The 13,453-nt window shown below is 58.0% G+C and carries 14 protein-coding genes; 11 read left to right on the plus strand and 3 right to left on the minus strand.

What is annotated here, in order from left to right; translation table 11 throughout:
* Positions 1-44 precede the first annotated feature (44 nt).
* Positions 45-812: an RNA methyltransferase gene (locus tag EOK75_RS10015; protein WP_137193833.1), complete on the plus strand. Its 768-nt coding sequence runs from the start codon at positions 45-47 to the stop codon at positions 810-812.
* Between the two features lie 33 nt (positions 813-845).
* Here EOK75_RS10015 and EOK75_RS10020 read toward each other — a convergent pair whose 3' ends face one another.
* On the minus strand, positions 846-1,655 hold the full coding sequence (locus EOK75_RS10020) for a MipA/OmpV family protein (protein WP_137193834.1): 810 nt from the start codon (positions 1,653-1,655) through the stop codon (positions 846-848).
* 240 nt (positions 1,656-1,895) lie between these two features.
* Here EOK75_RS10020 and ctaA point away from each other — a divergent pair, with 240 nt between their 5' ends.
* Both ctaA and EOK75_RS10030 read left to right on the plus strand, forming a co-directional pair.
* Positions 1,896-3,062, plus strand: coding sequence for a heme A synthase (gene ctaA, locus EOK75_RS10025; RefSeq protein WP_137193835.1), 1,167 nt, complete (start codon positions 1,896-1,898; stop codon positions 3,060-3,062).
* Positions 3,059-4,543, plus strand: coding sequence for a carboxypeptidase M32 (locus EOK75_RS10030; RefSeq protein ID WP_137193836.1), 1,485 nt, complete (start codon positions 3,059-3,061; stop codon positions 4,541-4,543). Before ctaA ends, EOK75_RS10030 begins: the two co-directional genes overlap by 4 nt.
* Positions 4,544-4,576: 33 nt before the next feature.
* On the opposite strand, the gene EOK75_RS10035 is transcribed toward EOK75_RS10030, so the two are convergent.
* Entirely contained in the window at positions 4,577-5,371 is a 795-nt protein-coding gene (locus tag EOK75_RS10035) for an enoyl-CoA hydratase (protein ID WP_137193837.1), read from the minus strand.
* 75 nt (positions 5,372-5,446) lie between these two features.
* Here EOK75_RS10035 and EOK75_RS10040 point away from each other — a divergent pair, with 75 nt between their 5' ends.
* On the plus strand, positions 5,447-5,869 hold the full coding sequence (locus EOK75_RS10040; RefSeq protein ID WP_137193838.1) for a PaaI family thioesterase: 423 nt from the start codon (positions 5,447-5,449) through the stop codon (positions 5,867-5,869).
* 135 nt (positions 5,870-6,004) lie between these two features.
* On the opposite strand, the gene EOK75_RS10045 is transcribed toward EOK75_RS10040, so the two are convergent.
* A complete protein-coding gene (locus EOK75_RS10045) occupies positions 6,005-6,997 on the minus strand; it encodes an ABC transporter substrate-binding protein (RefSeq protein ID WP_137193839.1) in 993 nt (330 codons plus the stop codon).
* A gap of 160 nt (positions 6,998-7,157) precedes the next feature.
* Here EOK75_RS10045 and EOK75_RS10050 point away from each other — a divergent pair, with 160 nt between their 5' ends.
* From EOK75_RS10050 to EOK75_RS10080, 7 genes are all read left to right on the plus strand, one after another.
* Positions 7,158-7,841 carry a TetR/AcrR family transcriptional regulator gene (locus tag EOK75_RS10050; RefSeq protein ID WP_137194362.1) on the plus strand — a complete coding sequence of 228 codons (684 nt, stop codon included), beginning with the start codon at positions 7,158-7,160 and terminating at the stop codon, positions 7,839-7,841.
* A 68-nt stretch (positions 7,842-7,909) separates the two neighbouring features.
* Positions 7,910-8,716 (plus strand): ABC transporter permease, encoded by an 807-nt coding sequence (locus tag EOK75_RS10055; RefSeq protein WP_137193840.1) that lies wholly within the window; start codon positions 7,910-7,912, stop codon positions 8,714-8,716.
* Entirely contained in the window at positions 8,713-9,777 is a 1,065-nt protein-coding gene (locus EOK75_RS10060) for an NAD-dependent epimerase/dehydratase family protein (RefSeq protein ID WP_205965448.1), read from the plus strand. The genes EOK75_RS10055 and EOK75_RS10060 overlap by 4 nt, the downstream gene beginning before the upstream one ends.
* 37 nt (positions 9,778-9,814) lie before the next feature.
* Complete coding sequence (locus EOK75_RS10065) at positions 9,815-10,624, plus strand: GNAT family N-acetyltransferase (protein WP_168199204.1); 810 nt, start codon at positions 9,815-9,817, stop codon at positions 10,622-10,624.
* A 10-nt stretch (positions 10,625-10,634) separates the two neighbouring features.
* Positions 10,635-11,699, plus strand: coding sequence for a dihydrodipicolinate synthase family protein (locus EOK75_RS10070; RefSeq protein ID WP_137193842.1), 1,065 nt, complete (start codon positions 10,635-10,637; stop codon positions 11,697-11,699).
* On the plus strand, positions 11,696-12,484 hold the full coding sequence (locus EOK75_RS10075) for an ABC transporter ATP-binding protein (protein WP_137193843.1): 789 nt from the start codon (positions 11,696-11,698) through the stop codon (positions 12,482-12,484). The genes EOK75_RS10070 and EOK75_RS10075 overlap by 4 nt, the downstream gene beginning before the upstream one ends.
* Positions 12,485-12,650: 166 nt before the next feature.
* A complete protein-coding gene (locus tag EOK75_RS10080) occupies positions 12,651-13,400 on the plus strand; it encodes a class I SAM-dependent methyltransferase (RefSeq protein ID WP_137193844.1) in 750 nt (249 codons plus the stop codon).
* The last annotated feature ends 53 nt before the right edge of the window (positions 13,401-13,453 follow it).

Here is a 13,453-nt window from a genome sequence, read left to right on the forward strand (position 1 = left end):
GGCGTATCAGGCGCGGGCATATCCGCAACGCGAAGGCCAGAGTGATGACAGATGAGAGTGATGCGCAGGTTCCTGTGATTGATCAGGTGCAGCCGGTCTTTGTGTTGGTGCGCCCGCAGATGGGGGAAAACATCGGCGGGGCCGCACGCGCCATGCTGAATTTCGGGCTGGAGCGGTTGCGCGTGGTCGATCCGCGCGATGGCTGGCCCAACCAAAAGGCGGTGGCGATGGCTTCGGGCGCGGGGCGGTTGTTGGACGAGGCAGGGCCTTTTGCGGATGTGCAGGCGGCGATTGGCGATTGTGATTACGTTTTCGCCACCACTGCGCGGGGCCGCGAACTTACCAAACCGATCATGACGCCCGAGGCCGCGATGGCCCGCGCGCGGGCCCTTGTGGCGGCGGGCAAGAAGGTTGGTGTGATGTTCGGCCCTGAACGCGCGGGGTTGGAGAATGACGATGTGGTGCAGGCCAATGCCATTATAACCGTGCCGGTGAACCCGGATTTCCCCAGCCTAAACCTTGCGCAATGCGTTTTGCTGATGGGCTATGAATGGGCGCGACAAACGCAACAGGTGGCGCCCGAGGTGATGGGCTTTAACCGCACAGAATTTGCCAGCCGGATCGAGGTGGAAAAGCTGGGCGATCATTTTGAGGAAAAGCTGGACGCGGCGGGGTTCTTTTATCCGCCGGCCAAAGTGCCGGGGATGAAGCAAAGCCTGCGCAATATGTGGGGGCGGCTGGGCCTGAGCAAGGCCGAGGTGGCTACTTTCCACGGGATGCTACGGCAAATAGCGCGACATTTGGGAAAGTGAAAAAGGGGCCGGTTGCACGGCCCCTTAGGGTGATCAGAAGGAAAAGCGGCGCACAAGGCCGATGCGCAGTGTGACGTTATTGTCTTTGCCCTGCTGCACGATGGGTGAGGATTTTGCATCGCCAAGATATTTATCCCAACGCAGCGCACCATCGATGCCCCAAGTGTCATTGACGGCATAGGTCGCGCCCAATTCCACCCCTGCGGTCAGCGCGCCACCACTGGCTGAATGCGCCGCAAAGCCGCTTGCGGTCGATTCGGCAGCACTTACGGCGAAATAGGTGTTGGCATAATCGCTATCGCCAAAGAAAACCCGTGGGCCTGCGCGCAGAGTAAGCTTCTCATTCGGGTGGACAACGGCGTTCGCGCCCAATTCGCCCACCCAAGCGTGGTGGCCGATGGCACCGTAGCGCACATCCGCAAAGGCCTCAAAGTTGCGCTGGGTGTAGCCAAGGCCAAGGCCCAACTCTACGGATGCCTTCACATCACCCATACCAGTCAGCTCGGGGTCATCCTTGGCCGAACGCTTGGCGATATAGCGAAAAGAGCCGCGCAGCCCAAAGCCTTCGTTCACCGCATTCGGATCGGTGGAGCCGAATGTCCGCCCGCCGGGCAGCGCCAGATACTTCAGGCTAAAGCCGAAATCTGGTCCGGCCTCCAGATCCTTGGCGCCGAAATAGGCGGGGGCGGCAGAGACACCTGCACGCAGGGTGAAGGCCAGTTTGGGTGCTTTGACGGGTGGCATTGGTTGGACCACTTGCACGTCGGGCGCGGTATCAAGGCTGCCAGAGAATGCGGAAAACGGTGCGGCAACAAGGGCAGCGGTAAGGGCGATGATTTTCATGTTTGATCCCATCTGAGGTTGGCAGCTTTTGAAGTTTCGCCCTTGTAGGGCTGATGCAAGCACTTGCATAGCGTCAAGATACGCAGGGAATGCGGCGTGGTGGAAATGTCGCAACCGCGTGGCTTAATTGCACCTTGTGTGGCGCATTCCCTTGCGACCCGCGCCCGCAGGGTCTTGAAGCGGCGGGGGGAGCGGCCTAACCTGCGCCCGATACGAAGGCCTGACAATAGCGAGATATCCATGACCGCAAAACGCAGTATTTTCGAAGAGGTGGCAGAGGGCGCAAAGCCCAAAGGACCCACCGGCGGCATGATTGCGCGCAAGGATGCGGGCGCGCGGGGCGGGATACGGCTGTGGCTGATCGTGCTTTTTGCACTGGTGATGGCGATGATCGTCGTGGGCGGATTAACGCGGTTGACCGACAGCGGCCTGTCGATCACCGAATGGCGGCCGGTTACGGGGGCGATGCCGCCGATGGATGCCGCCGCTTGGGACGCCGAGTTTGAGAAATACCGCGCCATCCCCGAATACCAGCTGCAAAACAAGGGTATGACGCTGGAGGCCTTTCAGGCGATCTATTGGTGGGAATGGGGCCACCGTCAGCTTGGGCGGGTGATTGGCCTTGTTTGGGCTGTGGGCTTTGTGGGCTTTTTGGCGGCGCGCAAGATCCCTACGGGCTGGAATGGGCGGTTGCTTTGGATCGGGGCGCTGGGCGGTTTGCAGGGTGCGATTGGCTGGTGGATGGTGTCCTCGGGCTTGGGCGGGGATCGGGTCGATGTGGCCTCATACCGCTTGGCCGTGCATCTGGGGCTGGCCTTTGTGATCCTTGGCTTCATCGCGTGGTATGTGTTTTTGCTGGGCCGGACTGAGGGAGAGTTGCTGCAAGCGCGGCGCGCGCGGGAAAAGAAGCTCTTTGGCCTCTCGACCGGCTTGATGCATTTCGCGTTTTTGCAAATCCTTTTGGGCGCGCTGGTCGCGGGGATTGACGCGGGGCGCGGCTTTCCGACATGGCCCGATATGAACGGCCAGTTCTTTCCGGCGGATGCGTTTTATGTGCCCGATGGCAATGGTGGCAGCCTGCCCTTGTGGCATGCGTTCTTTGAAAACTCCGGCTTGGTACAATTTATTCACCGGATGAGCGGCTATCTGCTGTTTGTCTTTGGCCTTGTTGTTTGGCGGCGTGGGCGCAAATCGGCGCATCGCACAACCCGCCGCGCCTTTGATTGGGTGATGGTGATGATGTTCGGGCAGGTTGTTCTGGGCATCGGCGCGGTTTTGACAGCGGCACAATTGCACGTCGCCATCTCGCATCAGATCGGTGCGGTTCTTCTTTGGGTGTTGATCCTGCGGGCGCGCCATCTTGCACAGTATCCCCGTCAGGGATCGATCCGGAAAGGCACGGCATGAACATCCGCACCAAAGCATATGACGAATTGATGGCCTTCCAGCGCCAGACAGAGGCACTGGGCCAAGTCGCGGGGCGTCTGGATTGGGACCGCGAAACCACAATGCCGCGCGGTGCCGCCGCCCAGCGGGCCGAGGAATGCGGTGCACTTGAGGCGGTTTTGCACGCCCGCCGCACCGATCCGCGTCTTGGCGGCTGGCTGGAGGAGGCAGAGGCGACAAGCGATGTCGCCCGTGCCAACCTGCGCCTGATCCGCCGCAGCTTTGCGCGCAACTCTACCATCCCCGCGCCGTTGGCCGAGGAAATCGCCCGCGTCACATCCGCCGCCCAAGGCACTTGGGCCGAGGCGCGTGAAACCAATGATGTTGCGGCCTTTCTTCCCAGCCTATCTCGTGTGATTGAATTGCGCCGTGAAGAGGCGGCCTGTTTGGCGCAGGGTGGCGATCTTTATGATGCGCTGATCGAGGAATATGAACCGGGTGCCACCGCTGCCAGCCTTGGACAGATGTTTGACCGGATGCGCCCGCGCCTTGTTGAATTGCGCGGCGCGGTGCTGGATGCGGAATATCAGCCCGAACCGATGGAGGGTCGTTTTGATCGCACCGGCCAGATGCGGGTTGCGCGTGAGCTTGCCAGCGCTTTTGGCTATGACTGGGATCGCGGGCGGATGGATTTTGCGGTGCATCCGTTTTCATCCGGTTCGGGTTCGGATGTGCGGATCACCACGCGGGTGGTCGAAACCGATCCGTTCAACTGTTTCTATTCCACCGTGCATGAGGTGGGTCACGCCTGTTATGAGCTGGGGATCAGCCCCGATTACGCGCTGACGCCTTTGGGGGCCGGTGCCTCGATGGGCGTGCATGAAAGCCAAAGCCGGATCTATGAGAACCAGCTTGGCCGCAGCCGTGCCTTTACCGGCTGGCTTATGGCGCGGATGCGGGCGCAATTCGCCGATTTCAACGCCAAGGATGCCGATGAATTTTACGCCACCGTCAACAAGGTGCGCGCGGGCTATATCCGCACCGAATCCGATGAGGTGCAATATAACCTGCATGTGATGATGCGTTTTGATCTGGAACGGGCGCTGATCTCGGGTGACCTTGGCGTGCGTGATCTGGAGGCCGCTTGGAACGACCGCTTCAAGGCGGATTTCGGCTTTGTTGTGGATCAGCCTGCCAATGGTATGTTGCAGGATGTGCATTGGGCGGTGGGGCTATTTGGCTATTTCCCGACCTATACGCTGGGCAACCTCTATGCGGGTTGTTTGAATCAGGCGATGCGCACGGCGATCCCGAAGCTCGACAGCCAGTTGTCGGACGGGGATACATCGACGGCAACGACCTGGCTGCGTGAAAACGTGCAAAGTCATGGCGGGCTTTATGAGCCGCGTGAGGTGATCACGCGGGCTTGCGGGTTTGAGCCGCATGAAGGCCCGTTGCTCGATTATCTCGAAGAGAAATTCCGCGGCATTTACAAGCTGTGAGTATTGGCGCGGGGTCAGCCCCCGCGCCAGTGTTTAGCTGTGCCAGTCGGGTTTGCGCTTTTCGATAAAGGCGGTAATGCCTTCATCGGTATCGCGCAGCATCATGTTTTCCACCATCACCGTACCGGCATGGGCATAGGCCTTGTCCAAGGGCAGACCCGCCTGATCGTAAAAGGCGCGTTTGCCGATACGCACGGCGGCGCCAAGTTTGCCGGCCACTGTTTGCGCCAGCGCCAGCGTTTCGGCCTCTAGCGTCTCAGGGGCGGCAATGCGGTTGATCAACCCGATTTCCTGCGCGCGTGAGGCGTCGATAAATTCGCCCGTCACCAGCATTTCAAAGGCATGTTTGGCCGCGACATTGCGGGTCAGCGCCACCATCGGCGTAGAGCAAAACAGCCCGATATTCACCCCGTTCACCCCGAACCGCGTGCCTTGGGCGGCCACGGCCATATCGCAACTGGCAACCAACTGACAACCGGCGGCGGTCGCAATGCCATGGGCCTGTGCGATAACCGGCTGGGGCAGGGTGGTGATGGCCTTCATCACATCGGCACAGCGTGCAAAAAGATCGGCGAAATAGGCCGCGCCCTTATCGGGGTTTGCCCGCCCCGCCTGCATCTCTTTCAGGTTGTGGCCCGCACATAATGCTTTGCCCGCCCCGCGCAAGATCACCACGCGGGTTTGCGTGTCCTGCGCCAGACGTCCCAGCTCTGCTTTAAGGGCGGCGAGCATCGCATCGGAAAGCGCATTCAGGCTTTCGGGGGTGTTGAGCGTCAGCCGTGCAATGCCGCCCGCAAGATCCTCACGCTGTAAAATCGTGTCGGTCATGGTATTTGTGCCTTTCCTCTTCCCCTTTGTTCGGGGCAGTTTAACTATGGCAGGGCAAAGAGGAAGGGGGCAGTCATGGCAATTATTATGCAAGAACCGGCGTTGATGGAATTTCTTGCGCGGGATTTCGCGCAGGTGGCCGATGATTTCACCATTACCCGCGTAGAGGAAGATCTGCTGGAGGTGCGCCTGAATGTGGAGGACCGTCATTTGCGCCCCGGCGGTACGGTCTCGGGGCCGTCGATGTTTGCGCTGGCGGATGTGGCGGTTTACCTTGCGATCCTGTCGCGGCTGGGGCCGGTGGCGCTGGCCGTGACCACCAATTGCAGCATCGACTTCATGCGCAAACCTGCCGCGGGTCGCGCACTTGTGGCGCAGGCGCGGTTGCTGAAGCTGGGCCGGGTTCTGGCGGTGGGGGATGTGCTGATCCGATCCGAGGGGGAAAGCGCCCCCGTGGCCCGCGCGGGGCTGACCTATTCGATCCCGCCTGCAAGATAGCGTGAAGGCGGGCAACCTGTACGGATGCCGCCAAGAGTGTCTCAAGCCGTGCGGATATAGCGAAACGGCTTGGCGCCGGTTGTACCGGAATGCACAGGCACAAAACGCGGCGCGGACGCCGCGCCCAATGCCCTGTTATTCGCCGGTCATCTTGATCGAAGTATCCAGAAATTCGTTGGTATAGACGGTTTCGATGTCAAACGGCTCTTTCAGGTCAAAGTAGGTGGCAACCATACCGTAGTCGGCGGCCATCCGTTCCGGGCTAAAGGCCCCGAGGGCGACAGTTTGCGTTGTCTCGTCGCGCATCAGCTCTTTGATCCGGTTCCATTGGTTTTTCTGGTTTTCTGGCTCCAGACCCGAAACTTCGGACATCAACGCATCCAGGCAAGGCTGGAAATCGGCAACACAGGCGGCAAAGGCTTTTTGGCTGACGGCGGCGAATTTGCCGACAGTATCGCGATGCTCGGCAAGAAAGGTTTCATTGACGATGATCGAGTTGCCGTAGGGGTTCACACCGATGTTGCGCCATGCGACAAACCCAAGATCGTCGCCAAATTCGCGGACCTTCAGATCATGCTCGTTGTAGAAATCGCTGGTCACATCAATAGCACCGCTTTTCAGCGAGGTCAGCTTGGCCTGGGGTGAGACATTGACGAATTTGACCGAGTCTGGCGCGATGCCAACGGTTTTTGCGAACAGCGGCCACATGATGCGGGACGCATCCGCTGGCGGGTTTCCGATGGCACGGCCGGGAAAGTCTTTTGGTGTCTCGATGCCGCTACTTTTGAGCCAGTAAAAACCCTGTGGGGAGTTGGCATAGACCGTCATCACAGCAGTCGCGTTGGCCCCCTCGCCCCGCGCAAGCAGAACTGTTGCCAGATCGGCCACGCCTATCTTGGCCATTCCGACGGCAACACGTTGAACCGCAGCGCCCGAGCCGCGACCGGCCTCAATTTCCAATTCGATACCTTCGGCCTCGTACCAGCCCTGTTGTTTGGCGTAGAAATAGGGGGCATGATCGGCCGTTGGCACCCAGTTCAGCACCATATTGATATCTTCGGCGTTGGCGGCAAGTGGTGAAACAAGGGCTGCAAGCGCAGTCGAAAAAGCGATAAGGTTTTTGGCCATTTTTTGATTAACTCCCGGTTTATAAATACAAAATCATAACACGATTGGTAGTGGCGTCGCGGATGAGGACGATCTTGGTGGTCAACAATAGGCACGGATGCTATCAGCGATCAACAACCAATCAACTGGTTGGTTACATATTGGGCATGGTGGAGGCGACATGGTGGAAAAAGAGGTGATTGTGGGAGAAGGCGCGAAAGTTGAGCAGCTCGTCCCCAAAAAACGCCCGCAAAAGCGCGACACCGTGGCAACCCGGAAGGCGCTTCTTGATGCTGCGGTCACCGAGTTTGCCGAATTCGGTTTTGAGGGGGGGCGTGTTGACCGTATTGCCCGCCTTGCCGGGGTAAACAAGCAGCTGGTTTATCATCACTTTGGCAGCAAAGCCGATCTTTATCGCGCCACTTTGGAAGAGGTTTACCGCGAGATCCGTGAACGTGAACAGCAGCTTCGCTTGGGGGAGCAGGAACCGGAAGCTGCCATGCGGACACTTGTTGGCTTCTCGTTCGACTATCTTGCGGAACACCCGGAGTTCGTCACCCTGATCAACGACGAAAACCGGATGGAAGCCGTTCACCTGAAACAGTCCGACAAGGTGACGGATATGCATTCACCGCTTATCCACCTGATCGAAGAATCACTGGACCGTGGCGTGGCAGAGGGTGTTTTCAATGACCGGTTCGACCCCATCGACTTATATCTCTCAATCGCCGGGCTGACGTATTTCTACTTTTCCAACCGTCACACTGCCTCGGTTATTTTTAATCGTGACATAACCACAGCCAAGCAAATGCGGCAGCGGCGCGCACATATCATCGATTTCGTTTTGTCGTCCCTGCGCCGTTAAATCAACCAACCGGTTGGTTGACACATGAAATTATTCTGTCTACGCTTTTTCAAAACAGGGGATGACAGATGGGCTCAGAAACGGATACCGGACAAGACGAACGGGCGCGGCTGGAGCGGCTCCAGCGTAATCGCGGCAGGCTGGTTGCCGTTATGTCCCATGTGTTGGCGCTCGTCGCTTGGGAGTTGGCGGTTAAAATCTTTGAGGTGCCGCGCTTCATCCTTCCTGCGCCAAGCGAGATTATCGCGACACTTGGTTCCAGCCGTTATGACTGGGTCGGGAACACTTGGGTCACGGCCCTGGAAATCTGCGGCGGCTACTTCTTTGCCACCATTTTGGGGGTTGTGACGGCGCTGATATTCTCATGGTCCAAAAAGCTGTCCATGATGTTTTTTCCGTTGCTGATCACTCTCAATATGATCCCGAAAGTGGCGCTGGGGCCGCTGGTGATTGTCTGGTTCAGCTATGGCATTTCAACAAACATCCTGATCACCTTCTCGCTGTGCTTTTTCCCTATCTTGCTGACAACCGTCAGGGGGCTGCGCGAGGTAGAGCCTGACTTGCTTGATCTGGTCAGGTCCTTGCGTGGATCACGCTGGCAAACCTTCTTTTACATTCAGCTTCCCGGCGCGCTGCCCTACATTTTTTCGGGCATGAAAGTTGCTGCGATCCTGGCTGTTGCCGGTGCAGTGGTTGGCGAATTTATCGCCTCTGATCGGGGGCTTGGCTATTTGATGATCCAAGTGCAAGCCGCCCTTGATACCCCCGCCATGTTTATGGCCGTAACCTTGATCACGTTGATCGGCATCCTGCTTTATATGGCAGTACGGCTTGTCGAACACATTGTGCTCCCTAAAGATGCGAGGATGTCGTGAACGATATCAATAAAACACCCGTTGCCATTCTGGATGGCGCAAACCTGCCCGACCGCTTTGACAGTGTTGAGGCCTTGGACGATTTCATCGCGCGACCTTCACAGGCATTGATTGATGATCTTGCCGATCTTGACGGTGATATCATGATCCTTGGTGCCAGCGGCAAGATGGGACCGTCCCTTGCGCGCCTTGCCCGAAATGCGGCACCGGACAAGAAGATCATCGCCGTGGCGCGGTTCTCGGACCCGGCTGCAAAGACCGAACTGGAAGCGAACGGCATCGAGACCATCACCTGCGATCTGTTCGACGCCACCGCGATCGAGGCGCTTCCCAAGGTGAAGAACATCATCTTCATGGCCGGCCGCAAGTTTGGATCGGATGGCAACCAGCCCCTGACATGGGCGGCCAACGCCCATATTCCCGCACTTGTCGCGCAGGCGTTTTCCGGCTCGCGTATCGTCGCTTTTTCGACCGGCTGCGTTTACGCGTTCTCTCGGGTTGATAGCATGGGATCTGATGAGGGCGACGCGCTTGATCCCCCCGGCGAATATGCGCAATCATGCATCGGACGAGAGCGGATGTTTGAGTATTTCTCGGGGGTTCACGATACCCCGGGCAAGCTTTACCGTCTGAATTACGCGATCGACCTGCGCTACGGTGTGCTGCATGATATTGCGGTGAAGGTGCGCGATGGTGTTCCGATTGATGTCACGATGGGCCATGTCAATGTGATCTGGCAGGGGGACGCCAATACGATTGCACTGCGCTGTCTGAAGCAGGCAACCACGCCGACCAGCCCGATCAATGTCACCGGCCCCGAAGTGATTTCAGTGCGCTGGCTGGCCGGAATACTGGGCGAAAAGCTGGGCCGCGCGCCGGTTATTATTGGCGAGGAAGCACCCGAAGCCTGGTTGTCGAACACGCGGGTATCCAATGGTCTTTTTGGCTATCCAACCGTGTCGCTTGACCGGATGCTTGATTGGACTGCCAATTGGGTTTCGGAGAATCTGCCCTCGCATAACAAGCCAACCCATTTTGAGGCGCGTGATGGTGCCTACTAGGGCGGTTCCTCTTTCAAATTCTGGCCCGCAGCTTATCATGCTGTCGCAAGGTGATATCGATGGTGCGATGGCGCTGTCGGTTGAGGCGGGCTGGAACCAGACTGCGGATGACTGGCGGCTCTTTTTGCGCCACGGCACGGTTTTCGGGATTATCGAGGACGGTGCGCTGTCTGCCAGTGCGGCGATCATGCCTTACGGCACAGAGATCGCGTGGATCAGCATGGTCCTTACGCGGAAAAGCAGGCGCGGATGCGGTTTGGGCACCAGATTGCTAAAGCATTGCATCTCGGTGGTCGAAGCCGAGGGGCGCACCGCTTTGCTGGACGCCACCCCCGCCGGAGAGGTTATCTACCGCAAGCTTGGCTTTGAGGGGCACGAAACCTTCACGCGCTGGGCCGGAACCGGTGGCGGCAAGTCCCCTAGCGGCGCCGTCGCACCCGATATTCCTGCCGCGATTACGGCCGCGAACCAGGTGTTCGGGGCGGATAGAACAGAGCTTCTTGCCAATTTTGCCAGCCGCTGCCCGGATTTGTGCCGTTATGACCCCGATACAGGGCTTTGCGCCTTTGGGCGTGATGGCAGCTTGGCAACCCAAATTGGCCCTGTTGTTGGCAGTTCGCCAAATCCCGACAGCCCCGGAACCGAGGCGCTGGTTGCCGCCCTTATCGGCGGCATTACCGGATCGGTCTTTATGGATGTTGCGGATCACTGTACCCGGCTTGCTGCATGCCTTGCGGCGCTGGGGTTTGAAAAACAACGTCCGTTCTTACGCATGAAACGCGGCCCTTGGCTGCCCCCTGGAAATGGATCGACGGTTGCCGCAATCGCCGGACCTGAATTTGGATAGGAATACACAGATGGGTCTTCACCATTCCGATCTTCCCAAAGAGATTATCGCCCTGTTGCGCAAAGGGGCTGTCATTCCCGCGCATCCACTGGCGCTTGACGAAAACCGCGAATTCGACCGCAGGCGCCAACGCGCCTTGACCCGATATTATGTCGACGCCGGGTCGGGGGGGCTGGCCGTGGGGGTACACACCACACAGTTCGCCATTCGCGACATCGGGCTCTATGAACCCGTGTTGAAAGCCGCCGCCGAGGATGCCGCCGCTTGGGCTGACCGGCCAATGGTGATGATCGCCGGCGTTGCGGGGCAAACAGAACAGGCCATCGCAGAGGCAAAGATCGCCCGCTCTCATGGCTATCACGCCGTCTTGGTTTCTATGGGCGCCCTGCGCGGCCAATCCCCGGAACAGCTGATCGCACATTGCCGCGCCGTGGCCGAGGAAATGCCGATTATCGGCTTTTATATGCAGTCTGCGGTTGGCGGGATTGATCTCGATGCCCGTTTCTGGCGCGAATTTTCAGGCATTGATAACGCGGTTGCAATCAAAATGGCCCCGTTCAACCGTTACAAGACGCTGGATGTCATGAAAGGTGTTGTTGCCGCACAGGCCGAAGACCGTATCACGCTTTACACCGGCAACGACGATCATATCGTGGCCGATCTTGTCACGCCTTTTGATATCCCTCGCGATGGCAAGGCGGTCCGGCTGCGTGTGCGCGGTGGGCTTTTGGGGCATTGGTCGGTCTGGACACGCAAAGCGGTTGAGCTGCTCGACCGGGTTCATAGCGTTGTCGACAGTGGCGCAGATTTGCCGCTTGACCTTGCAGCCCTTGATTCCCGTGTCACCGACTGCAACGCGGCGTTTTTTGATGTCGCCAATAATTTCCACGGCTGTATTGCCGGATGTCACGAAGTGTTGCGTCGTCAACAGCTGCTTGAAACGATCCATTGCCTCGATCCTGACGAAGGGCTGTCGCCGGGGCAGGCAGAGGAAATCGACCGGGTCTATGCGGCCCATCCAGATCTTGCCGATGATGATTTCATCGCTGACAACCTTGAAAGGTGGCTTGCATGACCGTCGATACCCAACTTGTGAAGGAAGAGCCGTTCATCCATTTGCAAAATGTACGCAAGGTCTACCGGACAGGCACGAAAGAGCATATCGCGGTGTCCGATGTGACGCTCGATATCAACGATGGCGATCTTCTTTCGGTGGTCGGCCCCTCGGGTTGCGGCAAGACTACGGTGCTTAAAATACTTGCAGGCCTGCATGATGCGGATGGCGGTACGGTCAAGATCGGCTCAAGCATGGCCAATTTTGAAGAGGGGCGCGATGTTGGCATGGTGTTTCAGCAACCCATGCTGCTGAAGTGGCGTACCATCTCCGAAAACGTTCTTTTGCCGGCGCAGATCCTTGGCCTTCCGATGAAGGCCGCACGGGAGCGCGCCCAGGATTTGCTGCAAATGGTCGGGCTTGGCGATGCAGGCAAGAAGTATCCGTATGAGCTGTCGGGTGGCATGCAGCAACGGGCCGCAATCGCGCGCGCGTTGATCCATGATCCGAAACTGGTTCTTATGGATGAGCCGTTTGGCGCGTTGGATGCCATGACCCGCGAAAAGATGAACCTTGAAATGCTGCGGATCTGGCAGGAGAGCCAGAAAACAATTGTGTTCATCACGCATGGCATTCAAGAGGCGATCTTCCTCGGTTCCCATTGCGCGGTGCTTTCCTCGGGACCGGCGCGGATGGCTGATTATTTCAAGATCGACCTGCCGCACCCTCGCACGCTTGACATCAAAACCACCGATGTGTTCGGCGAATATGTCAAACGGGTCTATCGCCAACTTGGTATGGACTAGAGAAGAGGCTTTTCTGGTGCGCGCAGGGCTGGCTATTCAGTCACGCCCGCAAAATACTGTGAAACGGCAGGTCTTTTTGACCAATTCTTCATGCCATTGACCGAAACATCCTTAGCTGCAAACGTTCTGCAGTGCCGCGCGCTCAAAAGGGATGGAAGAGGGATAAATGGCTATACCTGACGTGCTGGGGATTTTGCTGATGCAGGCTGTAAAGGAGCATCAGCTTGGCGGTGCCTTTCTGATGCTCGGGCGCCAGAGGTTTGTTGGAAGCCGAAGGGGGCGATCGGCAGAGGCATTCGCGGCGACAATCCAAAAGTATTTGCCGGGCACAACAGAGGCTGACCTTCACAACCCCGACAATCAATACAGTGAAACCTTCATTTCGCGCTTGGGCTTTTCGTCAGTGGACTCGCTCGATTTTTCGGATTTTGAAGATGCCAGTATCATTCACGACCTGACCCAGCCGGTAAGCGAAGACCTTATGGAACGGTTTGATGTAATCTACGATGGCGGCACATGTGAGCATGTGTTCGAACTGCCAACGGCGTACCGCAATATAGACAAGATGTTGCGGCCCGGAGGTGTTCTGATAGGGCATTCCCCGTGCAATAACTGGATCAATCACGGTTTTTACCAGATCAGCCCCGAGATGGTGTACGGGTTTTGGGAAAAGGCGATGGGCTATGACGTTCTTGACGTGCTGCTACAGCCAACACTTCCCGCGTTTGTGAACAAGACTGCCCGGACGTCGAACCCCAACCAGACAGGGGTGCGCCCCCGCATTCAGGGCGATCTGCCCCAAAACTCGCCAATCATTATGCATTACGTTGTGCGCAAGCCCCTTGAGGGTGGCAAGGGCGGTCAGGCCTATCAAACGGATTATGTCAATAAGTGGGACCATGGTCAGACCCGCTAGGTCTGATACCTTGGGGCGACAGCGGCTTTTTCGCAGCAATTTGGCAGACCAGA

The sequence above is a fragment of the Pseudorhodobacter turbinis genome (assembly GCF_005234135.1).
Taxonomy (GTDB): Bacteria; Pseudomonadota; Alphaproteobacteria; order Rhodobacterales; family Rhodobacteraceae; genus Pseudorhodobacter; species Pseudorhodobacter turbinis.

What these genes read in the sequence shown, in the direction of transcription:
- EOK75_RS10015 (WP_137193833.1), top strand. Translation starts at nt 45, where the DNA reads ATGACAGATGAGAGTGATGCGCAGGTTCCTGTGATTGATCAGGTGCAG.
- EOK75_RS10020 (WP_137193834.1), bottom strand. Translation starts at nt 1,655, where the DNA reads ATGAAAATCATCGCCCTTACCGCTGCCCTTGTTGCCGCACCGTTTTCC.
- ctaA (WP_137193835.1), top strand. Translation starts at nt 1,896, where the DNA reads ATGACCGCAAAACGCAGTATTTTCGAAGAGGTGGCAGAGGGCGCAAAG.
- EOK75_RS10030 (WP_137193836.1), top strand. Translation starts at nt 3,059, where the DNA reads ATGAACATCCGCACCAAAGCATATGACGAATTGATGGCCTTCCAGCGC.
- EOK75_RS10035 (WP_137193837.1), bottom strand. Translation starts at nt 5,371, where the DNA reads ATGACCGACACGATTTTACAGCGTGAGGATCTTGCGGGCGGCATTGCA.
- EOK75_RS10040 (WP_137193838.1), top strand. Translation starts at nt 5,447, where the DNA reads ATGGCAATTATTATGCAAGAACCGGCGTTGATGGAATTTCTTGCGCGG.
- EOK75_RS10045 (WP_137193839.1), bottom strand. Translation starts at nt 6,997, where the DNA reads ATGGCCAAAAACCTTATCGCTTTTTCGACTGCGCTTGCAGCCCTTGTT.
- EOK75_RS10050 (WP_137194362.1), top strand. Translation starts at nt 7,158, where the DNA reads ATGGTGGAAAAAGAGGTGATTGTGGGAGAAGGCGCGAAAGTTGAGCAG.
- EOK75_RS10055 (WP_137193840.1), top strand. Translation starts at nt 7,910, where the DNA reads ATGGGCTCAGAAACGGATACCGGACAAGACGAACGGGCGCGGCTGGAG.
- EOK75_RS10065 (WP_168199204.1), top strand. Translation starts at nt 9,815, where the DNA reads ATGCTGTCGCAAGGTGATATCGATGGTGCGATGGCGCTGTCGGTTGAG.
- EOK75_RS10070 (WP_137193842.1), top strand. Translation starts at nt 10,635, where the DNA reads ATGGGTCTTCACCATTCCGATCTTCCCAAAGAGATTATCGCCCTGTTG.
- EOK75_RS10075 (WP_137193843.1), top strand. Translation starts at nt 11,696, where the DNA reads ATGACCGTCGATACCCAACTTGTGAAGGAAGAGCCGTTCATCCATTTG.
- EOK75_RS10080 (WP_137193844.1), top strand. Translation starts at nt 12,651, where the DNA reads ATGGCTATACCTGACGTGCTGGGGATTTTGCTGATGCAGGCTGTAAAG.